This is a genomic window from Alkalihalobacillus sp. R86527, assembly GCF_042466185.1.
In the GTDB taxonomy this organism is placed as follows: Bacteria; Bacillota; Bacilli; order Bacillales; family Guptibacillaceae; genus Guptibacillus.
This window is the reverse complement of sequence record NZ_JAXHBW010000001.1, coordinates 557,684-582,796: the sequence shown is the minus strand read 5'-3', so window position 1 is coordinate 582,796 and position 25,113 is coordinate 557,684. Positions and strand designations below refer to the sequence as shown.

General features: G+C 42.1%; 23 protein-coding genes. 3 read left to right on the top strand and 20 right to left on the bottom strand.

Going from position 1 to position 25,113, the window contains the following annotated elements; translation table 11 throughout:
• Positions 1-2: 2 nt before the first annotated feature.
• From SJY16_RS03025 to SJY16_RS02995, 7 genes are all read right to left on the bottom strand, one after another.
• A complete protein-coding gene (locus SJY16_RS03025; protein WP_377887598.1) occupies positions 3-1,241 on the bottom strand; it encodes a Zn-dependent hydrolase in 1,239 nt (412 codons plus the stop codon).
• A gap of 337 nt (positions 1,242-1,578) precedes the next feature.
• Entirely contained in the window at positions 1,579-1,674 is a 96-nt protein-coding gene (locus SJY16_RS03020; RefSeq protein ID WP_224879806.1) for a putative holin-like toxin, read from the bottom strand.
• A gap of 155 nt (positions 1,675-1,829) precedes the next feature.
• The gene (locus SJY16_RS03015; RefSeq protein WP_377887597.1) at positions 1,830-2,624 is read right to left on the bottom strand and encodes a carbon-nitrogen family hydrolase; all 795 of its coding nucleotides are present in this window, start codon (positions 2,622-2,624) and stop codon (positions 1,830-1,832) included.
• 196 nt (positions 2,625-2,820) lie between these two features.
• Complete coding sequence (gene panF / locus SJY16_RS03010) at positions 2,821-4,284, bottom strand: sodium/pantothenate symporter (protein ID WP_377887596.1); 1,464 nt, start codon at positions 4,282-4,284, stop codon at positions 2,821-2,823.
• Entirely contained in the window at positions 4,281-4,565 is a 285-nt protein-coding gene (locus SJY16_RS03005) for a YhdT family protein (RefSeq protein ID WP_377887594.1), read from the bottom strand. The genes panF and SJY16_RS03005 overlap by 4 nt, the downstream gene beginning before the upstream one ends.
• A gap of 242 nt (positions 4,566-4,807) precedes the next feature.
• Complete coding sequence (locus SJY16_RS03000; protein ID WP_377887593.1) at positions 4,808-7,591, bottom strand: tetratricopeptide repeat protein; 2,784 nt, start codon at positions 7,589-7,591, stop codon at positions 4,808-4,810.
• A gap of 6 nt (positions 7,592-7,597) precedes the next feature.
• Positions 7,598-8,275: an MgtC/SapB family protein gene (locus SJY16_RS02995; protein ID WP_377887591.1), complete on the bottom strand. Its 678-nt coding sequence runs from the start codon at positions 8,273-8,275 to the stop codon at positions 7,598-7,600.
• Positions 8,276-8,619: 344 nt separating this feature from the next.
• On the opposite strand from SJY16_RS02995, the gene SJY16_RS02990 reads away from it, so the two are divergent.
• On the top strand, positions 8,620-10,044 hold the full coding sequence (locus tag SJY16_RS02990; RefSeq protein WP_377887590.1) for a peptide MFS transporter: 1,425 nt from the start codon (positions 8,620-8,622) through the stop codon (positions 10,042-10,044).
• A 60-nt stretch (positions 10,045-10,104) separates the two neighbouring features.
• Here the strand turns inward: SJY16_RS02990 and SJY16_RS02985 are convergent, their stop codons facing one another.
• The 3 genes from SJY16_RS02985 to SJY16_RS02975 all read right to left on the bottom strand — a co-directional run bounded on the left by SJY16_RS02985 (position 10,105) and on the right by SJY16_RS02975 (position 12,800).
• Entirely contained in the window at positions 10,105-10,806 is a 702-nt protein-coding gene (locus tag SJY16_RS02985; RefSeq protein WP_377887589.1) for a CpsD/CapB family tyrosine-protein kinase, read from the bottom strand.
• 34 nt (positions 10,807-10,840) lie between these two features.
• Positions 10,841-11,221 (bottom strand): helix-turn-helix domain-containing protein, encoded by a 381-nt coding sequence (locus SJY16_RS02980; protein WP_377887588.1) that lies wholly within the window; start codon positions 11,219-11,221, stop codon positions 10,841-10,843.
• A gap of 460 nt (positions 11,222-11,681) precedes the next feature.
• Entirely contained in the window at positions 11,682-12,800 is a 1,119-nt protein-coding gene (locus tag SJY16_RS02975; protein WP_377887587.1) for an NAD(P)/FAD-dependent oxidoreductase, read from the bottom strand.
• Between the two features lie 221 nt (positions 12,801-13,021).
• On the opposite strand from SJY16_RS02975, the gene SJY16_RS02970 reads away from it, so the two are divergent.
• Positions 13,022-13,474 carry a hypothetical protein gene (locus SJY16_RS02970; protein ID WP_377887586.1) on the top strand — a complete coding sequence of 151 codons (453 nt, stop codon included), beginning with the start codon at positions 13,022-13,024 and terminating at the stop codon, positions 13,472-13,474.
• 57 nt (positions 13,475-13,531) lie between these two features.
• On the opposite strand, the gene SJY16_RS02965 is transcribed toward SJY16_RS02970, so the two are convergent.
• The 8 genes from SJY16_RS02965 to nadB all read right to left on the bottom strand — a co-directional run bounded on the left by SJY16_RS02965 (position 13,532) and on the right by nadB (position 20,837).
• Complete coding sequence (locus SJY16_RS02965; RefSeq protein WP_377887585.1) at positions 13,532-13,930, bottom strand: DoxX family protein; 399 nt, start codon at positions 13,928-13,930, stop codon at positions 13,532-13,534.
• Between the two features lie 120 nt (positions 13,931-14,050).
• Positions 14,051-14,257: a hypothetical protein gene (locus SJY16_RS02960; protein ID WP_377887584.1), complete on the bottom strand. Its 207-nt coding sequence runs from the start codon at positions 14,255-14,257 to the stop codon at positions 14,051-14,053.
• An 18-nt stretch (positions 14,258-14,275) separates the two neighbouring features.
• Positions 14,276-14,521 (bottom strand): hypothetical protein, encoded by a 246-nt coding sequence (locus SJY16_RS02955; RefSeq protein WP_377887583.1) that lies wholly within the window; start codon positions 14,519-14,521, stop codon positions 14,276-14,278.
• A gap of 38 nt (positions 14,522-14,559) precedes the next feature.
• Positions 14,560-16,341, bottom strand: coding sequence for a S9 family peptidase (locus SJY16_RS02950; protein WP_377887582.1), 1,782 nt, complete (start codon positions 16,339-16,341; stop codon positions 14,560-14,562).
• A gap of 151 nt (positions 16,342-16,492) precedes the next feature.
• Entirely contained in the window at positions 16,493-17,320 is an 828-nt protein-coding gene (cysQ, locus tag SJY16_RS02945; RefSeq protein WP_377887581.1) for a 3'(2'),5'-bisphosphate nucleotidase CysQ, read from the bottom strand.
• Between the two features lie 70 nt (positions 17,321-17,390).
• On the bottom strand, positions 17,391-18,494 hold the full coding sequence (gene nadA / locus SJY16_RS02940) for a quinolinate synthase NadA (protein WP_377887580.1): 1,104 nt from the start codon (positions 18,492-18,494) through the stop codon (positions 17,391-17,393).
• Positions 18,491-19,333, bottom strand: coding sequence for a carboxylating nicotinate-nucleotide diphosphorylase (gene nadC, locus SJY16_RS02935; RefSeq protein ID WP_377887579.1), 843 nt, complete (start codon positions 19,331-19,333; stop codon positions 18,491-18,493). The genes nadA and nadC overlap by 4 nt, the downstream gene beginning before the upstream one ends.
• Positions 19,290-20,837, bottom strand: coding sequence for an L-aspartate oxidase (nadB, locus tag SJY16_RS02930; protein WP_377887578.1), 1,548 nt, complete (start codon positions 20,835-20,837; stop codon positions 19,290-19,292). The genes nadC and nadB overlap by 44 nt, the downstream gene beginning before the upstream one ends.
• 115 nt (positions 20,838-20,952) lie before the next feature.
• On the opposite strand from nadB, the gene SJY16_RS02925 reads away from it, so the two are divergent.
• Positions 20,953-22,095, top strand: a complete 1,143-nt coding sequence (locus SJY16_RS02925) for an IscS subfamily cysteine desulfurase (protein WP_377887577.1) — start codon at positions 20,953-20,955, stop codon at positions 22,093-22,095.
• Positions 22,096-22,193: 98 nt separating this feature from the next.
• Here the strand turns inward: SJY16_RS02925 and SJY16_RS02920 are convergent, their stop codons facing one another.
• Both SJY16_RS02920 and SJY16_RS02915 read right to left on the bottom strand, forming a co-directional pair.
• Positions 22,194-23,711 (bottom strand): cell wall-binding repeat-containing protein, encoded by a 1,518-nt coding sequence (locus tag SJY16_RS02920; RefSeq protein WP_377887576.1) that lies wholly within the window; start codon positions 23,709-23,711, stop codon positions 22,194-22,196.
• Positions 23,712-23,859: 148 nt separating this feature from the next.
• Complete coding sequence (locus tag SJY16_RS02915; RefSeq protein ID WP_377887575.1) at positions 23,860-24,957, bottom strand: acyltransferase; 1,098 nt, start codon at positions 24,955-24,957, stop codon at positions 23,860-23,862.
• Between the last annotated feature and the right edge of the window lie 156 nt (positions 24,958-25,113).

Here is a 25,113-nt window from a genome sequence, read left to right as displayed (position 1 = left end):
ACTCATCCTTTCTGTGCAATTCTCACTGCTGTCTTATAGAGCAGATTAACCCCTTTCTCAATATCCTCCATCTCCGCAAACTCAAGCGGGTTATGACTGATGCCCTGCTCACAACGGACAAAGATCATTCCGTAGTCACTAATATAGGACATGAAGAGCGCATCGTGGAATGGACCACTCATGAGAACTGGTGAATGTAGGCCAAGACCCTTATCTTCTTCTGCCATAATTTCTTTAATCCAGTCTGCACAATACCTCGGATCACTCTTTGTATCTTCTCTGATGCTATAGGTAAGTTCGTAGATCCTTGCTGTATCCTCGATAATGGTATAGAGCTCTTTCTTGAGTTTAGTACGATGTTCAAGATCGATATCACGCAGGTCGATCGTAAACTCTACTTTTTCAGGAATAATGTTCCGTGAGTTAGGAAAAACCTGTACACTCCCTACCGTTCCAACAGTCGTATCCTTACCTTTTTCTTTTACCATGCGATCAAATTTCGAAATAATTTCACTCGCGCCAACCATCGCATCTTTTCGCAAGTTCATTGGAACAGATCCAGCATGACCCGCAAATCCTTCAAGCGTAACCGTTAACCAAATCGGTCCCGAAATACCAGAAACAATTCCAACAGGCTTATTCTTTGATTCGAGTACAGGTCCTTGCTCGATATGAAGCTCTATAAATGCTTCAATATCTCCCTCTTTATATACGGGACTTTCATTTAGATCCGTTACGACCCCAAACTCTTCTAGTGCTTCTTTTCTCGAAACACCGTTTTTGTCCTGACGCTCGATTTCGCCTTCTTCAAGCATGCCAACAAGCGCTCGAACACCAAATACACCTTTATTAAAGCGGGAACCTTCTTCATCCGAGAAACAAATCACTTCGATCGTTCGCTTTGGTTTAATTCCATTATCTTTCATCGTATGAAGTACTTCTATGGCCCCGAGCGCTCCTGCCGTTCCATCAAACCTCCCGCCGTACGGTTGGGAATCGATATGGGAACCAAGAATCAAGATAGGTTTTTCTGGATCTTCTCCATCAATTCTACCTATCAAATTGCCGAATCCATCGATCTTAGCTGATAAACCCGCATTTTCCATCCAACCTTGTACGACATCAACAGCCTGCCGATCTTCTTTAGAATGTGCGAGACGACATACACCTGTTTCACCGATTTTCCCAATCAATGCAAGCTCTTCTAAATGACTTTGTAAACGCGAACGGTTAATTGACATAACCTCACCCTTTTCATTGGTTTTAGTCCACTATAGCAAAAGAGAAATAGTCTGACATTTTACACTTCGTTGGATTTTCATGATTCCCTTTTGATATTTCGTCTATTTCTTTTCTCATTCGACAATTTATGTGCAAACCCGGGTGGTACCAGGCACCGTCTAACCCTTGCCATACTAAGCCTTATTGCATATAATAAGAGTAGAATTCATACAGTAAAAAAAAGCACGCTGGTGCGTAAACACCAGCGTCCATACAGCTGCTCCGCAAGAAGAGCGGCGGCTCAAAAGGCAAATGAATGAAGTAACTCACCTTAAACCTTGGCCGGGGCAGGGTGGGTTACTTCTTTTTATTATTACTTGAAACCGTAATAATCGTGACCACAAGAGAAGCAAAACTAATCATCAATACCAATGCCTCATATGTGCTCATCATTATAGGCAGCACCCCCTTTCGTTCATGGGGTACCACCGCCCACCCTGCTTTACAGCTGATAAAGTCATTTTACCACAGGCTATCGGGTGAATAGCATGGGCCATTAGTCATTGGGACTGCAGTAACGAATTGCCTGTGATTAGGAAAACGAATCCTTATTTATATCTATAAAGATGTGGCACCCTACTATCAAAAATCGGTACATCCCTTCTAACCTGCTTCACTTTTTCCAGATCTAAAGAAACTGAGAGTGACTTTTCTCCTTCTATTTCACCTTCAGCGAGCACGTCTCCCCATGGATCGATCGCCATAGACGTTCCTGCAAAATCAACGCCATCATAGCTTCCCACTCGGTTACAAGAGACGACATACATTTGATTTTCAATCGCTCTTGCAAGCTGCAACGTGCGCCAGTGGGATCGTCTTGCAAGTGGCCACTCGGCTACAATATGGAGAACCTGCGCACCTTCTAGAGCAAGAGAGCGAATGATTTCAGGGAAACGAAGGTCATAACAGATGATAACGCCCATCTTAATTCCATCGAGTTCAAATATTTCAGGAGCTTTTAAGCCACACGAAAGATAATCAGGCTCGTTCAACATAGGAACTAAGTGGACTTTATCGTACTGATAAATAACCTCACCTTTGCGATTTATGATCAATGATGAGTTATAAAATTCACCATCAATGCGGTTAGCGACTGAACCACCGATAATATTAATATTATGCTTAATGGCAAGATCACTTAGGAAACTTTTCGTCGGTTCTGCATTCTCATCAGCATATTGGTCAAGGTCCGCTAGAGTATAAGCGGTCGTCCACATTTCAGGGAGAACAATCGTGTCAGGGGTTCCTTTTGCCACCTCTTTTTCTACCCACTCACTTACCTTCTCACGATTTTTCTCAGGATTACCTGGAATAATATCCATTTGGTAAATTGAAAATTTCATGATTTCACCCTCCTGTTGAAATAGTAAATGTACTTACTATATTTTGAATTGATTTTCCTGAAGGAATTGCGATTTGATATTTCCATCCTGTGTTTTGCCTCCCACCCACATGATACATCTTAATTTTCAGAAACATCAAATTGTTTGTACCTTTCACACCACAAAAAAAATCGACAGGTACCTGGTACCTGTCGATTTAAGCTTTCCACATATTCGCTTCTACTAGAGCTTGCGTTTCTTCATGTCGCTTCACCGTTAACATACTCACCATCACATAAGATAAGAGTGAGATCAGGGCTGGTAATACAACCGTATGCATTCCGAACGCATTGGGCAGAAACGTGTTGAACAGGATGTAACTCCCTACTCCCGTCAGAATTGAAGCCATTGCCCCGCTCGCATTTCCCTTCTTCCAATAAAGCCCCATTACCACTGGCCAGATGAAGGCTGCTTCTAATCCCCCAAAGGAAAAAAGATTCAACCATATCAAAAGATCAGGAGGGTTTACTGCCATTACGAACACGAGAATACCGAGCACTGCTGTCACCCCGATGCTCAACCGTTTGATCGCCTGATCGCTTGCATCAGGCTTCACATAATTCAAGTACACATCCTTCACAACTGCAGAGCTCACCAACAACAGCAATGAATCTACGGTAGACATAATCGCTGCCATTGGGGCAGCTAGTACGATTCCTGCGAGCCAAGTCGGCAAAACCTCCATAGCGATTCTAGGCATGACAGTATCGCCAACTTCGATTCCTGGTAAAACGGCTCGAGCAAACACACCAGTAAGATGCATGCCAAGCATTATAAACCCAACTACGACAGTTCCGATTATCAATGCCCGGTGCATTCCTTTTGAGCTTTTATAAGACATAGCGCGAACAGCCACTTGGGGCAGACCAACGACCCCTACACCTACTAACAACCAGAAAGATGATACGTATAGCGGTGTTAGGGATTGGTCAGCTCCAAATGGCGAAATCAAATTCGGATTTTCTGCAGATAAATCTGCCATGATGTTTTCCACACCACCTGCAATCACCGTTCCAATCAAGATAACGAGCGTTCCGAAGAACATAATGACTCCTTGGATCGTATCTGTGATCGCAACAGCTCGAAACCCGCCAATAATAACATATACAAGAACGGAAACAGCAAAAAGGAACAGGGCCGCTGTATACGAGAGCCCTGTTAACGACTCGATCAGACGTGCTCCACCTACCCACTGGGCTGCCATAGCGGAAAACAAGAATATGATGATGCTAAGTGCCGATAAGATCACAACAGCTTTACTTCGATACCTTGCTTTCAAAAAGTCGATCAACGTTACAGCTCGAATTTTTCTTGCCACAATCGCAAATTTTTTCCCAAGAACAGATAATACAAAATAACCCGTAGGAAGCTGCGTCATCGCAAGCAACACCCAACCTAGGCCCATTTCATACGCTACGCCAGGACCACCTATAAAACTGCTCGCACTTCCATACGTCGCTACCATCGTCATCGCAAGAATAAATCCACCAAGCTCGCGACTGCCTAGAAAATACTCATGTAGAAAACTAGACGATGCTGATACATGCCTTGATGCGTAAAACCCAACGACGAAAATACTACAAAGAAAGATAAGGAGTGGAATGACAACTTCCCAGTTCAATTGTCATCCTCCTCTTCTAACGGTACTTCCTTATACAGAAATGTCACCGAAAAGATAACAAGAAAGAGCATCACGAGAGTCACGATGATACAGCTATAGAAGAACCAAGCTGGCAATCCCCATATGTAACTATACTCCTCAACAGGCTTTGATCCGAAACCATATGCGGTTCCATACCATAACAAGAAATTTATTAGAACAAGCCCGATACCAATAAGGGCCTCACGATTTGCTATTCGAAAACGCGGATCCTCTCCACCTTCTCGCTTCTCTCTTTTCATTCTTAACCCCCTCGAAACCTCGACGACCCCATATGAAGAACATCAAAATCCTCGAAAAATATATGACTGACGCATTCCTTACAATGTCTTATTCTAAATAACATCATGTGAGAAAGTCTATAGTCTTGTTCATAATCCTCTCTCTATCTTTCACGTTACGATGCATTCCTATCAACCAAAAAAAGCTTTAGGCATTCACTCTCGCCTAAAGCTTTTAAGTTAAACAAACGTTTGATTGATAGTTAATTATGTTCTTTTAACTTCCATATAACTCTTTCTAGTACCTCTATTCGTTCACTTGCCTCCCTCAATCCAGGAGCTTTAGAAAGCATAGCGGCAAAGCTTTTTTTCGCTTTTTCATAGGATTCAATCGCATCATGTACTTTATTGACTTTCAAGTAGTAATCACCAAACGTTTGAAACGTTTTTCCAGTACTATTGCATAAGTAAACATAATTTGGTGAATAGATTTTCATCTCTTCAAAATAAGACAGTGACGTTGTTAAATTTTCGAAAGCACGATCAAAATCCAAACGATCCATAAAAAGAATCGCTAATTCACGATAAGCTGATGCGATTCTATTTCTAGAACCACCTTGACCAGGTGCAATGGCTAAAGCCTTGCTAAAAGCTTCTGTGCCTATCTCAAAATAGTGTATAGACTGATCATAAAAACCAATGTTTCGTAAAAGCACCATATAATCTATAGACGCATGTCCCTTTTTCTCAAGTGCATCTACGAAATTCGGAGACTTCTCAAGTACTTCATTATAGATCATCAATGCTTTCTCAAAGCTTAATTTCTTTTCACCGAGATGATTGTTTGAGTCTAAATGCTCTCCCATTCTTTTATGGGCAAGTCCCATGTTCGTCCTGATGCGAAGATAGTCTTTGTGAGTACTGTCTTTTGACGCCAACTCATAGTATTCGATTGACCTACGGTAATATTCCCCTTGTTGTGAAGGGACTTTACTGCTCAACTCACCCAGCTTTTCATAAGCTAGCGCCTTCAAAGAAAGCAAGTTCACAGAGTCATGGTTAAGCTTAAGGCCTTCATCACACTGCACCAATGCGTTTTGATAGTTTGCTTCTGATTTTTCATACTCTGCAAAACGGATATGCAACTTTCCAAGTCTAATCTGCTGTAGAGAATAATTTTCGAAAAAGCCCGTGCTCTTCTTACCTTTATATGAACGAAAGTATTTTGAAGCCTCTTCAAGTAACTTATATGCCTCAGCGTATGAGTTTAAATGTATCTTCATCTCCGCCATATCCATAGCACATTTACCAAGTTTCTCGATAAGCTGCGAGCGATCATCAACTAATGCTTTAATAAAGGACTCAATTGAAGCTTGATAATTCATTAATGCTAGCTCATATTCCCCTTGAAGTAGCTGAACTTCTCCTAGAAAAAGATGAATGTCACCTACTAGTTCTTCCTCATCAATCTTTTCAAGGTGTGAGATCACTTCCGTATGTAGAGAAGTAATCACACTAAACTGCCCGTTCGAATAGTATTCCGAACCTGTCCGCAAGAACCATCTCAACAACTCTTCGTTACCCTTCACTTTGCTGCCATGGTAGAAGGCTTCCTGAAAAGAACGAACTCCATCATGCTTGAGCTCATCGTAATAGTAAAACAACCACTCATGAACTTTCTGGTATAAAGGTGGTGTCTCTTCCTTCACATGATCTTGCAGACTCCTTCTAACTAACTCCTGCATATCCCAACGTTCATGATCGATTCGATTAATAAACGAGAAACGAAATAACTCTTTATATGCAGTAACAGGATAGCCCGTCTTAAAATGAGTGATGAGGTGATGAAAAATCTCGGTATCCCAGTTTCTTGGAAAGGATAGCAACTTGATGGTTTCTTTTTCGGATAACTCAAGGTATTGAAGAAAACGGTCTAATATTTTTTGTGGCCGCCTTGAAAAATCAGCAGGCGCGGGAGTTTGCTTTTCATTCAAAACATTATACGTATCGACCATCAAATCCAAGTAGTAAGGAAGGCCTTGACTGCTCTTCAGGATCACATCCTGAACTTCCTTATCTGTAATCCCACATGACAATAAGAAGTTCTTTGAATCTTCTTCAGATAATTCTCCTATCAAGTGCTGATCTAACGCTTCTTTCCAGGCAGGATTCACTTCTTCCCAACGAAGCTTTTCCCTTCCACAGATGACCCACAAAACCTGTGGAAGCTGAAGCACAAGTTCTCTGACCCACTCATCTTTTTGATGAAAAGATCCTACATTTCGATCAACTTCCCATAATGCTTCAAATGTATCTAGGAAAATAACAGCTGAAACATGTTTCTTTGCTAAATACGCGTTAAGATCTGCAGCAAAATACATCGGCAACTTTTCTTCTATTTCTCCAGGCAACATGTCTTGCAGTTCTGTTAACACGTGTTTACCTGAACCTAACCACCAGCTCATCATATCCTTGTACCGTGTCATTCCATTCATAAGCTTTAGTGTTTTAGGGAGCCATTGGGCAATTGGGACATCTTCTAAATAATGAACAAGTTCGCCTACAAAGCTCCCTTCTTCAATAAAAGGCAAGTCAATATTTTTCGATTTCAAACTGAGTTGGGGATTTAACTTGCTCCAGTAAACCGTATAAGCGAGGTCAAATGTTGTGAATTTCACAGGGTTCTTTTTCTGCAAAGCCTTTTTCAACCAAATCAACGCTTCTCCAGAATGACGGAGTTTTGGTTCTTTGAAATCCAAACTTGCTTTGATTGCATCTGAATCGATTGAATGAACGAACTCATATAATTCCTTTTGCAGACGGGTTTTTCCCACACCACCAACCCCGTAATATGTGAGTACATGATATGCGTCTTGTTTTTGTTGGAACGCCTGGGTAAAAGCTGCCGTCGGCTCTTTTCGATCGGTAAACTGTCTTGAAGCAGAATCGTTTCGTTTTGTTAATGAATGTTTTGGACGAAGCTCGATTACAATACACCCCTCATAACCAATTTTTATATTTCTAAGTAAAAAAGTAGCCTTTTGCAAGGCTACTTATCCCTCAACCTCTACAGATGAGGCACCATCTACATTCCGCAACAGCTGATAAATATCTGTGGTGTGATTTTTTTCAAACGTCATAAGGCGGAGCTCAATCTGGCGGTTATGATCCTTTGTGTCACGCACACGTACATGCCGCAATTCAAAGTCATGTTTCTGGATCGCTTGCATAAAAGCAGTCACATCCTGGTCTTCATCCAACGTGATCTTTGCTCGCATCTCGCGCTGTCTGAGCTGCTTTGGACCAATTTTCTTAATAATAATCGGAAGCACATTTACACTGAAAAGAATGATAGCTGCACCAACGAACGCTTCATAATAAAAGCCTGCTCCCGCTGAAATACCAAGTCCTGACGCTCCCCATATAATTGCCGCTGTCGTTAGTCCCGATATCGCATCATTGTTTCTTCTAAGGATAACCCCAGCTCCAATGAAACCTATCCCTGAAACGACTTGTGCTGCAAGTCGCATCGGATCTGTACGAATGTTTGAGGAAAACTCAGCGAATTTCACAGATGATTCGATGGAAACGATCGTTAACAAACAGCTGCTAACCGCAATAACCATGCATGTTTTAAGTCCCAAAGGCTTATGCTTTAACTCTCTCTCAATACCGATCATCAAACCTAGAAGTGCTGAGATAGCTAACTTTGCAAGTACAATCATGCTCATAGATGTCATCTCCAACTCTTTTTCTTTATCAATCAAATTCTTTAAGAACACGTACATTTCCTGCGGTCTATATTAAATTTTTATGTATATTTTAGTGTTTTATGTATGACCAACCACTTAGTTCATATTACCCAATTCACAAAAACAGTTATGCATTGTATAAAAATTCCACATTTCACAAAACCTTATATGTTAACGTTTTCTTTGTTTATTTCATGCATATTTAAATTATTTTTATAAATTTACAAAGATTTAAAATAGGTGAACATTTCCGCGAAATCTTCAAATTGACAAATAATTTGCTAAAATGGGGAAGTGTTATTAAACAACTTGGAGGTTACAACATGGACACCACAGTAGACAGCAAGGTGAAACCACCAAAGGGAAAGGGTAAACACCCTCCTGGTTTATACCTGCTATTCATCACAGAAATGTGGGAGCGTTATAGCTACTACGGAATGCGTTCCATTCTAATTCTTTATTTGACGGCTGAATTGATCAGCGGCGGTCTAGGAATGGACAACGGAAAAGCACTTCAGCTTTATGGTATTTATGCTGGGCTTGTATACTTTACTCCACTTATCGGAGGATACTTAACCGATAAACTTATGGGGCTCCGGACAGCGATCACCATTGGTGGTATTACAATGGCTCTGGGTGATTTTACCTTATTTGCTGTACAAGAGCAATGGGGACTTTATTTAGGACTACTATTACTCATTCTAGGTAACGGCTTTTTTAAACCGAATATCTCAACTCTTGTTGGTGAGTTATATACGAAAAACGATCCACGTAAAGACTCAGCATTCACAATTTTCTATATGGGGATCAACCTTGGGGCACTCATTTCCCCACTAGTTGCAGGATTCCTTTATGCCGATCTCTTCCACTCCACTACGGGCGGAATCGAAACATTCGGCTTTAAATATGCTTTCCTTGCTTCTTCGATCGGTATGATTATCGGACAAGTTACATTTAACCTTCTTGCTAAGAAATACCTCGGCGATGTTGGTACACAACCATCTGCTCAGAGAGTTTCTCCAACAGTAAAAGGCAAAGCAAAACCATTAACAAAAATCGAAAAACAGCGTACAGCAGTTATCCTAATTCTTGCAGTATTCGTTGTTATTTTCTGGGCTGGTTTCGAACAAGCCGGCGCATCCTTTACACTTTATACACGTGATTTCATCGACAGAACCGTATTTGGCTACGAAGTACCAGTATCCTGGTTCCAGTCATTGAATCCATTGTTCGTTCTATTACTTGCACCTGTTGTCTCTGCACTATGGATCAAGCTTTCTAAAACGAAGCGTGGAGACTTTGCCATCCCAACGAAAATGGCATTCGGTCTTATTCTCCTCGGTTTAGGTTTTATGGTCATGGTACCAGCAGTTATTATGACAGGTAGTGATGACGGAAGTATCACAGTAAAAGCTAGTATGCTGTTTATGGTATTCACCTACCTCTTACACACACTAGGTGAGCTAGCACTATCACCGATCGGTCTTTCACTTGTAAGTAAGATGTCACCAGTGAAAATCGCATCACTATTAATGGGTGCATGGTTCTTGAGTAACTCAGTCGCAAACTATTTAGCAGGTCATATCGCATCACTGACAACTTCAGCCGGGTATCTCGAAATCTTTATTTACCTTGGAGTTGCAGCACTTGGACTAGGAGTCGTGCTCCTACTTATGTCTAAGAAACTTCAAAAGTTGATGCATGTTAATGAAGATGCTGACGGGAATAGAATTCAGCAGGCTAGTTAATATTTCAAAAAACAAGAAGGGCTCTCCTCTTTTTGAGGACCAGCCTTTCTTGTTTTTTATTTATTCTTCACTTGTGTAATAGTAGGCATCTTTTAATTTTTTCTCTTTATTCTGGTTTAAAGAAACACCCAAAAATTTCGCCTCGGATTTTTTCATTAATAGAACTGATTTCTTAGCATCCTGCTTACTTGTCTTTCCACTCTTAAAAATCAATAAGGAAGACTCACATTTGTTCAGTAGAATTTGTGCATCTGACACTACGAGTAATGGAGGGGTATCTATGATGATAAAATCATATAACTTTTTAGTCCCTTCAATTAATTCATCCATCTCTTCAAAACCTAACAACTCAGTTGGGTTCGGTGGAATAGGACCACTAGTCAGTAAATCCAAGCGAGGAATATCCGTTTGATTAATACAATCCTCTAAAACTTGTTGCCCTGCCAGGATCGTTGATAAGCCTTTTCTATTGGGTATATGATAGATTGTATGAAGGCTTGGTTTTCTCATATCTGCATCAATCAAAAGAACTTTCTTTCCTTGTTGAGCGATAACAATGGCAAGGTTTGAAGAAGTAGTAGTTTTGCCATCCCCCGATCGTGATGAAGTCACAACAATCGTTTTCATCTCCCTACTCCCAGTTGAAAATTGTATATTTGTTCTGAGAGTACGGAACCCTTCTGAAACTGGCAATTGTTTTGATTGAAATGAAACTCTCCCAAGAGATCTAGTGAGTAATGCGGTTTTAGATTTTTGGCTCAATGGAATCCCTCCTAATCTTTTTTAATTGCAATAATCACTTTTCTTTTATATCAGTTGTAGAAACTTTTGAAAGTCCTGTCGCCCTTTCTCTGTGCCACTTAATAAATTCAACCAAAAGTTTATAATCATTAACATTTTTTAATTCTAAGTCCTCTTTCTCATTCACGTTATAATCTCTCGTCAAATCACTAGTACCACCAACAACCTGAAACGCAAAATCTTCTAAATCAAGCAGCTCATAAAGATCTACCTCTAACACTTTGCTAATTCGAAGTATGATGTCAATTGTTGGATTAGTTTTTAAATTCCGTTCTATGTTACTTAAGTATGACTTTGAAATTAGAGCTCGTTCGGCCAAATCAGTCATCGATATCCCTTTTTGCTGTCTAATATTCCGGACATTCTCTCCAATCATAGGTTAATCCCCCTCGCGGCATTAAAGTTTGTAAAACCATAAGCCTTAGTTATAACTTAATATTTTTCTATTCATTATGGTATCGATGAATTCACTACTGTAAATTCTTAAATAATTGTTTTAAGTACGTGAAACCCCATTGTTCTTATTAAAGAACATAAGTGCAATACGAACTAAAAGATATTAAGCTAAACAAATAGAGATTGATACTTGCAAGCAGTTAGGAGAAAAGAGAATGGGAATTTGTAAGAGTGTATATGTTTTACTAAGTGATTCTCATTAAATAACTCAGGTTAATGTAATCGTATAGTAAAAGAGGAAAAAGAGAGTTCAATAAAGTGCACTTATTTTCATTATAGTGTTTTTTATTAAGAACACAACACTATTTTTAAATTCACTGATTTTTTTTCAATCACTAGCTTTATTCCGACACCCTTCGAGCAAAACCGGGCGGTACCTGTCACCGCCCGAATGCTTTCCCTGGATCATATTCCTGTAAGTCTAGCTCCGTTTCCTCATCTGCAATCAGCCTAGCAAGTTCCGCGCCTAGAAATGGGCCACTCGTTAATCCGGATGCTCCAAGTCCATTCCCTACATAAAGCCCCTGCACATCAGGAACAGCGCCAGCAACTGGAAGGTTTCCAGGTGTAAACGGGCGAAAGCCCACTTTCGTTTCTAAATAGGTGCTCACTTCTAGTCCAGGTGCAACTTTCAGAGCTCGCTCAATAATATGATGAATGCCGCCCATCGTGATGCGCTCATCAAAACCTGCATCATCTTCTTGTGTGGCACCGACGACGATCCTTCCATTTTCAAATGGTAAGAAATATTGTACGAATGGGGGCATCACGATCGGCCAGTCTTTCGTCTCTGTATCAGGTAACTGCAAGTGAACGATTTGAGCTTTCTGGGGTGAAACTTGAAACGTCATACCGAGTGGCTCGATCAACTCCTTCGCCCAGGCTCCACCAGTCACGATGACCTCGTCAGCATGCAACTCTTCATGATTAACGAAAGCTCCTTTAACTACAGACCCATCCCATTTTAGAGAAGCTTCTCCACGTAACACACGCGCGCCATTTTTTTCTGCAGCTCGAATGAGCGCATCACGGAGTGCTGCTCCATCGACCCTAGCTGCTCCACTAACGTACACCGCCCCAAATCGATCAGACAACGGTGGAAACATCCCCTTCGTCTGCTCTTTGGATAGCTTTAACACTTCACCCATTTCAGGTGTGTTTTTCCTTCGTTCAAGTGCCATACTCAATTTCTTTTCTAGCTTTGTTTCACCAGAATAAATATTGATCGCACCGACTCGTTTATAACCAGTATTCTTCTCACCATCCTTTTCTAACTCTGCAATCAAGGATGGATAATACCTCGCACCAGCTTCCACGAGTCTATAAAACGGTCCGTTCTTTCTATTTGTAAGCCACGGGCAAACAATTCCTGCAGCAGCTTCAGTAGCCTGTCCGCGATCTTTCCGATCGATTACGGTGACCGCGACACCTTTTTTAGCAAGATGATAAGCTGTAGAAGCACCTAATATGCCTGCCCCAATGACGATGACTGATTTCATTTCATACACCTTTTCTTCTTCTGTCTGTGTAGCTATTTTACAGGATAACCTTCATCCCCTCAATTCAGGCTACCTTTATAATAATGGTCAATCAAACGTTTGTTTAACACAATTTCCGCAGCATTTACACAAGATCAGCCACATTGTAATGCTCTATTAACACACGTTACCTTCATGGAAGTTACAATGGACGGGACTTCATCAAAGGAGGTACAGCTTAGATGCACAGAATCAAGGCGATTCTCGCAATTATCTTCATGCTCGTATTAATGGCACCATTTTCAGCTTTGTCTGCTGGTAATCCAATCGAAAAAACAGTGGATCCTGACGAAGGAATCGCCAAGACGATCCATGCTTCCGGTTTAGCGCCGGGTGCATCGTTAGATAAGAAAATTAACGACATCACTTATCCTCTATTTGCAACACCATCGATTAAAAAGAAGGGTCAAATCTTTACGATGCAAATTGATACACACGGTGAGGAAGTCTCGCAATGGGATATTCTTCTCACGCCAAGCAGTAATTCAGCTGTTACAGAAGTGAACAATTTACCGATTAAGGAAATCGACTATAGCAATTCGGACGTAACTTATAAAGTTAATAAGAAAAAACCAGATTCTATTGTAAAAGAAAATGATGAGGTCTTCGTTAGTTACCAGCCAACGAAACTCTAAAAAGCTCCATATAAAACAGCCTGGCAGGGATAACCCGCCAGGCTGTTTTTCTAAAGACTACATATTTTTATGACGGTCCTGCGTATCTGCAGCCCATAAAATCCACCCTATTAATAACGGTTGAAATAAAAGCCTGATCCATAGTAATGTCTGGTTGACTTCTTCTTGACCTGGAGCTGGTATGCCAGCTATCGCTGCATAAATATTCGCTGGGAAAATCACGACTAGATAGACCGCTGTCCAGAATCGAGCCAGCTTTCGTGTAGCTGGCACTAGAAGTAGAACCGCTAGAAGGATTTCAATTATGCCCGTTGCATAGATAAGTGCTAAGCGAAATGGCACCCACTCAGGCAGCATTGCGGCAAATCCGTCCCCTTGAGCAAAGTGAGCACAGCCTGCGAATATGAAAAAGAGGGCAAATAATACAAGTGCGATCATGCGAATTATTTTTTTCATTGAAATCTCCCTTTTTGATCTTTCATACAACTATTGTAACGCTTAAGTATACAGTTATCAGCTAACGAAGCTTACACTCTACACAAAGATGCTCAGAGTGGTGAGCTCTGAGCATTGGTCTTATTTATTTTTTCTCTCATGGTTTTTCTCCGGTTCAGGAATACTAGCAAAAAAGTTAAGTAACTGATTTATACATTCCTCACTCGTAAATTGTCCGTTACCAGTTTTGACCATCTGCAGATTTGCGTACGTAATCATAAGTGCGCTTTTTGCATCAGATTCATCCAGTGCTGTAATCCGTTTCTTCATTTCTTCTAAACTATTCATTGCGTTCCCCCACTAATCTTATCCACCGATTCCTTTCGCAAGTAATAGGAAATACACAAAAACAAGTATACCACCATTTAAAATAATTCCAGTCACACCCTGAATCCACTTCCTTGATAGAAGTGCGAAAAGGACACCCAAAATAGATAACGCCCCTAAAACGATGATCATAAATGATAAACTCGCATCTGGTCCTCTAACAATAACGAACATGATGATACTTAGAAGAACCATCAGAAATGAAAGGACACCGAATTTATTCATGTTAACCATCCCCTTAACCTCGGTTTTAAGAATAACGGTTACAGACACTCATCAAAAAAGGCTAACACTTTTCGATAGACCGTCATCTCGTTCTCTTTTTTTGAGAAACCATGTCCTTCATCACTTAACACAAGGTAGTCTACTTTTCTTCCCTTCTGTTTCAATGCATCCACAATTTGATCGGATTCCGCTTTAACGACGCGAGGGTCCATCGCTCCCTGGATCACGAGCATCGGTTTTGTCATAGATGCGAGATAGGAATCTGGGGATGCCTCCGTTAGCTCATCCTTATCTTTGATCGGATCACCGACTAGCTTTTTTGTCGCTGGTTTCCAGTGCTCTGGAACCGTATTTAGGAAACTAAATAAGTTACTCGGACCAAAAATATCGACAACAGCTTTAAAATATTCTGGGTGCCTGCCGTGTAAGAGGAGCGCCATATAGCCACCATAGCTTCCTCCCATTAAAAGGATTTTATCTCGATCGGCATACCCTTCGTTTATTAACCACTCGATTCCATGAACATTATCGAGACGCGGACCATTTCCCCAATCTCCTTCTACCATTCGTTTAAAAGCAAGTCCGTAGCCAGTTGAGCCACGGAAGTTCGGTGCGAAAATGCTATATCCTCGGTGAAGAAGGAATTGAAACAACGAGCGGAAAGAAGCTCGTTCTGCAACTTGTGGCCCTCCATGTGGCCAAAAAATCACATGCCCATTGCTGTTTTCTTCTTTTGCTTGGAAGAATTGGGCCTCGATCTGAAGGCCATCAAACGACGAGTATGTTACGACATTTGGCTCAACCATATCCTCCTCTGCCACACCTGGTACATTATAGTTTGTAAGTCTTGCCCACCCTTGATCGGATCTCTTGTATATATTGGATGGAACCGTTGATGAACTGCCTTTAAGGTAGACGCCTCCTTTTTCACCGACAATTACCTTTTCAATGACTTTAACGGGTGTATCGATCTTCTCGAGGGTTCCAGCTTGAAGATGATACTGATAAAAATAATCTTGAATTCCTTTTTCACTAGTGAGATATAGAGAGCCCCTTTTACGATCAAATATGAGTTCTGTAAAACTTTCTTTCTCAAGCTGAAGCACTTTTTGGAATGCTCTCTTCTCAAGATCAAACTTTGCAAGGTACGAAAAATTTTCTCCATAATTCGTAACCAGGTAAACCTCTGTTTCCGAAGTGTAGACCGCCCCACCAAATGTATGCTCTGTTTCTTTGTCTGGCGTCAATAAGATACGCTCATCAGTTGTCTTCACGTAAGGTAGTGAGTATGTATTTCTGTAGAATTCACCATATAGAAAGCTCTTCTCCTCAGGACTCTTATCGAACAAGAAAACCATTGCGTCCTTACCTTCGAGAACCGACTCTTCTGTTCCCGTTTCCAAGTGGTAAGAGTATGCCTTCAAAAATGTCTCATTCTCTTTGTTCGAAGTATAATAGAGGCGCTTGCCATCGTCTGATAAAAACGGCATATCATGACGATATCCCTCTGCCTCTCTAAGAGCTTTTACCTTACCACCGGAAGTTGGAATCGCATAAATTTGACCATTCTCATCACCATCTTTATCCATGACGGCTACAAGAAATGATCCGCTTTTATCATAGAAGACCTCCTGGCAGCTCTGGTTCTCAAACGATATCTGATAAGGGAACGTGTGCGGAAGATCCATCGCCCATAGATTGTATGTTCCATTCAAGTTCGTACTGAACACCATTTGCGTCTCATCTGGACTCACCGCAAATGTTTGGATGCCTATCGTTTGAAAAAATTGTTCCACGTCTGGTTTTTCGAATTCGATCATACTGTTTTCCCCCCAATAATTGTTGTGTCAACCCTGTAGTCTGTATAACGTATTCGCAATCTATCGAAAAACTCCTGTTGCATTAACAAATATACCCAAATAAAATACCAGAAAAAAATAAACTCCCGATTCCGGAAGTTTATCTTTCACCTCACCCATTCCTCCATGCAATGAACCAAGGATTTAACAAGTCCTCCTTGTTATACGCAAGGTGCCTGTCACTTGTCGAATTTGTCGAATAAATTACCTTACCGCCAGAACCTACTACGAGCGCATGCCCGGCTGCGGTATCCCACTCCATTGTGGGGGCGAAGCGCGGATACACATCTGCCGTTCCTTCAGCAACGAGACATAGTTTCAATGAACTTCCTGCTGACGTCACATCCACTGTTCCATACTTGGCTTTTAGACTATCTAAGAACTGCTTTGTCTCAGGCGTCTGATGGGACCTGCTTGCTACTGCTGTGATGCAATCATTCTTACTACTGTATAGTGGAAGACGCTGGCCACTTTCGATAAGAGCTTTGAAAGAAGCTGGATTTCCCTCAGAAGCTTTCTCGATTTTATAAGAGCCTGCATCTTCACCTCCAACGTACAAGGTGTCACTGACAGGCACATAAACCACACCGAAAACAGGTTTCTTATTGTGAATAAGGGCAATATTCACCGTGAATTCACCGTTTCGTTTGATGAACTCTTTCGTACCATCGAGAGGATCGACGAGCCAGAACATTTCCCATTTCTTTCGATCGTCATATCCGAGATGCTTTCCTTCTTCGCTCAAGATCGGATAATCAATCGTTAGCGAGGTTAATCCCTTTTCGATTGTCTGGTGCGACAGTTTATCAGCTATCGTCAAAGGAGAAGCATCACTCTTTTTCTCAATTTGAAAATCACTGCTACCATAAACCTTCAAAATAGCTTTACCAGCATTCACTGAAGTATGAATAACGGAAAGCAAATCCTTGTCACTTAACAATGCGCTCACTCCTTTCCAAAATAACGGTGAGGCACACCTCATCTGTAATACTGTATGCAAAAGTACGATTCTACGCGCGTTCTAACATGCGATTCAATGCATCTTTTGCAAACCTAGCTGTCTTCTCATCAACTGTAATTTGATTCGTTTTCTTTCCTTCACGAATTTCATCAAGAGACCAAAGAAGGTGAGGAAGATCGATGCGATTCATCGTAAGACACGGACACATATTAGGATTCAACGAAACGATTTTTTTATCAGGATGCTGCTGAATAATGCGATTCACGAGATTCATCTCCGTCCCGATCGCCCAAGAAGTGCCAGGAGAGGCATTCTCGATCGTCTCGATGATCATTTTCGTTGAACCTGCATAATCAGATTGCTGTACAACTTCAAACGTGCACTCAGGGTGAACGATCACATTTACGTCTGGAAGATCACGCCTGATTTCGGAAATGTTATCGAGCGTGAATTTTTCATGAACAGAGCAATGCCCTTTCCACAAAATAACCTTCACATTTTCATAATCACCTTCATACTCAAGGCGATCTGAAATAGGGTCCCACACCGCCATCGCTTCAAGTGGAATGCCAAGATCATACGCTGTGTTCCTTCCTAAATGCTGGTCTGGTAAGAAGAGGATTCGCTCCTTCTGTGTGAACGCCCACTCGACCATTGCTGTAGCATTCGAAGACGTGACGGTCGCTCCGCCGTTCTCTCCAACAAATGATTTAATGGCTGCAGTCGAATTCACATAGGTTAACGGTAATATCGTATCACCGAATCGCTCCATGAGAATTTTCCATGCGCGCTCTGTCTGATGGATGTCTGCCATGTCAGCCATCGAACACCCTGCCCTCATGTCTGGGAGAATCACCGTCTGATCATCCTCTGTTAAAATGTCCGCTGTTTCCGCCATAAAATGAACACCACAAAAAACAATGTACTCCGCTTTCTTGTTCTCCGCTGCTAGCTGAGCGAGTTGCAATGAATCACCCGTGCTGTCAGCAAATTGGACAACCTCATCTTTCTGATAATGATGGGCAGGTAAATAGAGGCGCTCACCCAATTCCTTCTTGATCTCACTCACACGCTGAACCATCACTTCCTCTGATAGCGTGCGGTACTGTTCTGGAATGCCCACTGGTTTATGTAACACATCAAGTATACTCATTGCTCTTCTCCCTTCATACGAAGACTAATATCAAGACTTTTAACAGAGTGTGTAAGACATCCGAGTGAAATCATATCAACTCCACAGTTCTTGTACGCCGCCAGGTTTTCAAGAGTGATTCCGCCTGATAGTTCAGTCACGATCGCACTCGGGACGAGACGATTATAAAGAGTCGCTTCTTCTGGCGTACAGTTATCAAACATAATAATGTCAGCGTTCGCTTCAACCGCCTCTCGCACCTCTTCTTCGGTGCTCGTCTCTACTTCGATTTTCGTCATATGCCCAATCTTGCTTCGGACGTGAGCCACAGCTTTTCGAATGCTTCCGCATTGTGCAATGTGGTTATCCTTCAACATGACGCCACCGTCGAGCGTGATGCGGTGATTATATCCTCCACCACAGCGAACCGCGTATTTCTCTAGCATCCGAAGCCCTGGAGTTGTTTTTCGCGTGTCGCATATACGTGTGGGAGAATCACCAAGTAACGCAACGGCACGACTCGTCATCGTCGCGATCCCGCTCATGCGCTGAATCAAGTTAAGGATGACGCGTTCACCAGTCAGAATAGCACCGACACGGCCGGTTACTTTCGCGATCACATCGCCTTTTTGGACACGCTCCCCTTCTTGCACATATACCTCGACAGAGCAGTCAGCATCTAATAAACGAAAGCCCATATCGATCACACCTTGACCACAAACTACCCCATCTTCCTTCGCCACTAACTCGGCAATACCGCGTTCGTCTGTTTCGAATAGCAGCTCACTCGATAAATCTCCTGTGCCGATATCTTCATTAAAAAACTGCTCGAGATTTTTTCTCAGTAGTAATCCATTCATCCTCAAAGATCCTCCTGGTTATCCTTTTTTGCTGAAATCGTTGTTTTGACTGAGGGAAATCTAATCGATGATGCCCCCCACGACTTTCCGTACGCATATGAGCTGATGTCGCCATTAACCAGCTTGTTTGAAGCATGTTGTAAACCGTGACTTCCTCTACACTCGAAGCCGGTTTCTTCCTCCCCTTTAAATAAAAACCGAGTTCGTTTATCGCTGTTGTAAGCCCCGCCGCATGTCTCGTGATCCCCACGTAATCACTCATCATGCTTCGTATCATGCTCGCCGCAGGCATCGAGATTGGTATGTGAAGAGGTTGAAAAGTGACACTCACATCTTGCTGAATTGGCGTATGATTCAACACCCAAGTGGCGGATTCATTCGCAAAAACAACCGCTTCTAAAAGGGAGTTGCTCGCAAGCCTATTCGCACCATGAACACCCGTGTTCGCAACTTCTCCAATTGCGAAAAGATTTGCGACCGTTGTTCTTCCATATCGATCCGTTTCCACCCCACCCATCAAAAAGTGTGCTCCAGGCTGGACAGGAACTCTTTTTGATGAAGCATCATCTAGATTCAGGTACGACGCTATTGTTGGAAAACGGTCGTTAAAATTAGAGACAGAAGAAGTATCGAGGTACACCAGACTCCGTTCCTCAGCAATCGCACGAGAAACAACATCTCTTGGCGCGAGGTCGAGGAGATCATGCTTCCCTTCCATCAAACGCTGTCCGCTCGACGTAACCAATCTCCCACCTTCACCTCTAACTGCTTCAGAAATGAGAAAAGGAGACGCACCTTTCCCCGCATACATCGTCGGATGAAACTGCATGAATTCCAGGTCAGAAACGGTAGCTCCTGCTCGAAAAGCCATCGCAATGCCATCACCTGTCACTGACGCATCGTTAGACGTAATCGGATAAAGCTGTCCTGCACCACCAGTGGCGAGGATGACGTAGTCTGCTTTTACCGTTAGCAACTTTCCTTCCTCACCCATAAACCAGGCACCTGCACAGACACCTTTTTCCACGAGCAGATCGGCCGCCGTATGGTGCTCGATGATCATACAGCTCTTTTTGACTCGTTTGATAAGCGTATCCATGAGCTCTTTTCCAGTCGCATCGCCACCCGCATGCAGTATTCTCGGTTTACGATGGGCTCCTTCACGGCATCTCGAATAGGATCCATCCATATTTCGATCAAACGCCACTCCCATTTCGATCAGCTGCTTGACACGTTCGCCACCTTTTTTCACTAAAAGCTCGGTTAATTCATCGTTATTATGAAAAACACCTGCTTGAATCGTATCGAAGAAATGATCCGCCCAACTGTCATCTTCTGTCGTGACAGCTGCAATACCACCCTGTGCTAGTCGGGAATTACTTCGTCCAAGTTCCGACCTTGTGATAACCGTCACATTCTTTTCCGCAGATAGAAGCTCTGCAATCAATAAACCTGCCACCCCACTACCAATGACAAGTACCTCTGTATGAAAGTTGTTGTCCATGGCACCTTCTCCTAAAAATGATGTGACCCACCGATGTAACTTTACATGTGTCTTGACACTAATAGTTACATAGATTTAAATAAAGTACAAGACAGAACTTACTGAGGAGACGGAAATGATTTATTTAGACTATGCAGCGACAACCCCAATGTCAGATCGAGCGATTGAGGTTTACACCAAGGTAGCACGCAGCTATTTTGCCAATTCACAAAGCCTCCACGACGAAGGAACTTCTGCAGCGAAACTGCTTGAAATCGCGCGGCAAACAATCGCAACTGAAATCAACGGTGACCCTTCGGGCGTTTACTTTACATCTGGCGGAACTGAATCGAATGTTCTAACGATCAACGGGCTAGTGAGAAAACACAAATCCGGCCATCTAATTACAGGAAAAGCTGAGCACTCCTCGATCATCAATACGTTTCAGCAGTTAGAACGCGAAGGGTTCGACGTCACTTATCTGGGATACGATGACAAGGGACAAATTCAGATTGATGAACTTATGAAAGAAATACGAGATGATACGATCCTCGTGTCAATCGCTCATGGCAATAGCGAAATCGGAACACTCCAACCAGTTGAAGCGATTGGCTCTGAGCTTTCTAGAAGAGGGATATTATTTCACACTGATGCGGTGCAAACATTTGGTAAAGTTCAGATCGATGTTAAGAACCTGAACCTAACCGCTCTCTCCGTATCCTCACATAAACTACACGGTCCTAAAGGAGTAGGTGCTTGCTATATCGATCCATCAGAATCGTGGCAAGCTACGTTACCCGGAACCGTTCACGAAAAAGGATTCCGACCGGGTACTGTTGATGTACCTGGAATCTTTGCCTTTACAGCTGCCGTAGAAGAAGCAGCGACAAATGTAGATGCTAACCATGCGCATTGTAATGAGCTACGCGAAGGATTGCTGAATGAGTTGAGTGGAAGAGATGTCGTGATCGAAGGAGGGAGATGTGGACTCGCTCATATCGTTGCCATTCGACTGAAAGGCATCGAGGGACAATACGTCATGAATGAACTGAACCAAAAAGGAATTGCTGTTTCCACTGGCTCAGCATGTTCGATTGGGCAACAGTCTCCATCCAAAACCTTAAAAGCCATGGGGCGCACGGATGACGAAGCAAGAGAACTCGTTCGAATAAGCTTTGGAAAGCATACAACGAAAGAAGAGATTGTGAAGACTTCAGAAGTAATGAAAGGCATTCTAAGTCGTTTCACAGGCACCACCCGAATTTTGTCGAACGAATAATTAAGCTCGGCTTATATTGCTACAACAAAATACACCGATCATCTCAATGATGATCGGTGTATTTCTCGTATTCTTCTTGCGAGTAACGATTACAGCATTCACCTCAAATACTCTTCTAGCACTCTGTTAGTCGACTTCATATATGTCGCAGCATCTTTGCCTACATAACGTAAATGCCAAGGCTCATACTTGTACCCTGTCACATGCTCTTCACCTTCAGGATATCTAATGATAAATCCGTATTCATGTGCGTGCTTTTCAATCCAGGCACCTTCATCCGTGAATGCAAATTCTTCAACAAGTTCATAGTTCACATCTGGACTAGTTACATCCATCGCTAGCCCAGTTTGATGCTCACTGTGTCCAGGCTTTGCGCTTACTCGATTCGCATACTCTTCTCCATGCTCCTCAACGTGCCCCTCATATATTCGCTTTTGTCTTTCATAGGAGCGATAGCCAGATTGCGCATAGAGATCGAGACCTGCTTGGTCTGCATCATCAAATAAGGCTTCTAAATGTTCGACAGCGATAATGTTCATTTTCCGCTTGTTATGTTCATAGTCGAACGGAAATGGAACATCTGGTTCTTCTAATTTCTCAGGGACATATGTCGCTGGTAGATCTCGCTGCTTGTTTACTAATAGTAGTTGAATCGGTAACGATACTTCTGTATCGACATACTCATCAATCGCTCCGGAACCTCCGAGCACTGTAAAACTGGTTAATTGTTTCTCAGCTATATAGAGTTTCGCAGGATTTGGAACATAGTCTTTTTCGATCAATAGAAGAGGATCACTTGTTTTAGCTGCTAGTACGGAACCGGTCAATGCGTCCGCAAAATCCAAGCCGGTCGCTAAATACAGGTCATCAGCATCACCTTGTGGGAATGCTTCCGCTACAGCTCGAGACGTTTCAAATCGATCACTTCCCGCGATTCGCAGAGATTTAGGGATAACACTTTCAACAGATGGCGTGATGACACCCGTACCACCTATCACATAATTCCGTTCATTTGCCTCGATTCTATCCTTTGTTACATCAGGAAGAGCGTTTTCTAACGTTAATAAAATCGGATAACCTTGATACGCTGCGTACGGTGCAATCGATAACGCATCAGGGAAATTCTTACCGCTTACGACAACCGCTCGACTATTTGCATCCATTCGGTCCGCAATCAATGCCGCTGTTTCAAATCGATCACTTCCTGAAACCCGTTCAACAGCAACGTTCATGTTATCTTTTAAGTACGATTCCACGTTGTTTGAGACAGCCCCGGATCCTCCCAATATAATAACGTTTCTTGCCTGTAACCTTTGAATTTCTCTCTTCGTTGCTTCTGATAGTTTGTGAGATTGCGTCAGCAATATCGGCGCATTTTCTTGATAGGCAAGAGGCGTTCCAGCAAGGGCATCAGGAAACTCATTTGCTCTTGATAAGAGAACCGTGTCGCTTCCATCAAGCCATCCTTTCTTAGAAACCTCCACAGCCGTTTCAATCCGGTCACTTCCTGAAATTCGATCGATTTCCACAGCTTCGACACCCTTAGGGGATAATAGAAAAAGTGCCACTAGACCAAATCCCCACAATAAGCGTACTCCTAGTTTGTGCGCAAGCATAAAGTACCCACCCCATAATCTTCTTCTCCCGTGATAGTTTTATTAATAACTCAGTGAAAAGAGACTTTATTTTTAGTAGATTGTTCTTAATAACAGTTATGTACAAACAAAAAAGAACCCCCTAAGGGGCTCTTCCTTATCAGTAAAGTTATTCGACAGTATCTAACAAATAACGGGTGGTACCTGTCACCGGAACAGGCTTTTTCTTCGCTGGTACAGTGATTACATAGTGGTTTAGTGGGAACAGTTGCAGAATTTTAATGAATCCAATAGACGTTGCGAGTACGACCACGAACATGAACGGAGCTGTTTTTGCTGTCCAAATACTCTCAGGTAGAGTTCTTGAGTAAACAAAAATCACCAATGGATGGACTAAATAGATTCCCATGGATAGATTACCTAGCATCGCAAAGAATTTCTCGATCCAGTTCACTTTTTTCACCGACTGATACATCCCAATCACCATTAACGTCATTACCGGAATATTGATCATATTCGTCCATCGATTATTCCCGATTGAGCCCTTCATCTTATATTCGTATACCGCTAACACGACCAAACCTGCAAAACCAACGTAACCGAACCAATTCAGCTTTTTACCAAACTTCAAGATCGGCTCCCAGTGATATGCAAGAAATCCTCCAAATACGAAGAAGAAAATCCATTTCGTCAGCATTGCTCTTTGTTCCAATAGCTGACTCACCACCGTGACAGATTCAGGTGAATAGACATAAACAAAATAATAGTTAGCGATAATAGCAAATACTAGCGCAATCCACCAGCCGAGTTTAGTACGAATAAGCTGCAGCAATGGGAAGATCAAATAAAATTGAAAAACGACTGACATGAAATAAAGATGATAAAACGAATTCCCCATCGCGAAGTCTACTACGAAATGCTTCCAGTCATTAAAGATATCGACTTGGAGTACAAATTTCATCAAAGCAAGGTAAACGATACTCCAGATCAAGAATGGCATACCAATCTTCACCATACGAGAGTGATAGAATCGCTTCACATCGAACCCCTTTTTCCTTACTTGAAGGAAAAGCAAGAATCCGCTGATCACCGCAAAGATAGGTGTTCCAAAACGACCGATCTGGTTAAAAAACTGAGTAAATTCAGTAAACGTACCGCCGTGCTTGGAGTAGTAGATTCCAGACACATGTACGCCTAACACAAACAAACAAGCAATTGCTCGAAGAAAATGAATCTCATTTATATAACTTGATTTACTTTTTTTCATAGGAGTCACGTCCTGTTGCAATATAGTAGTGTTACGCCAGAACACAAAATACTACATAGTTCGACATAACGCTACAATTATAACGGATGTTTGCTAACTATCCAGCCTTCATCATCATTTTTCATATAAAAGTAATCTTTCTGTCATTTATTTCTG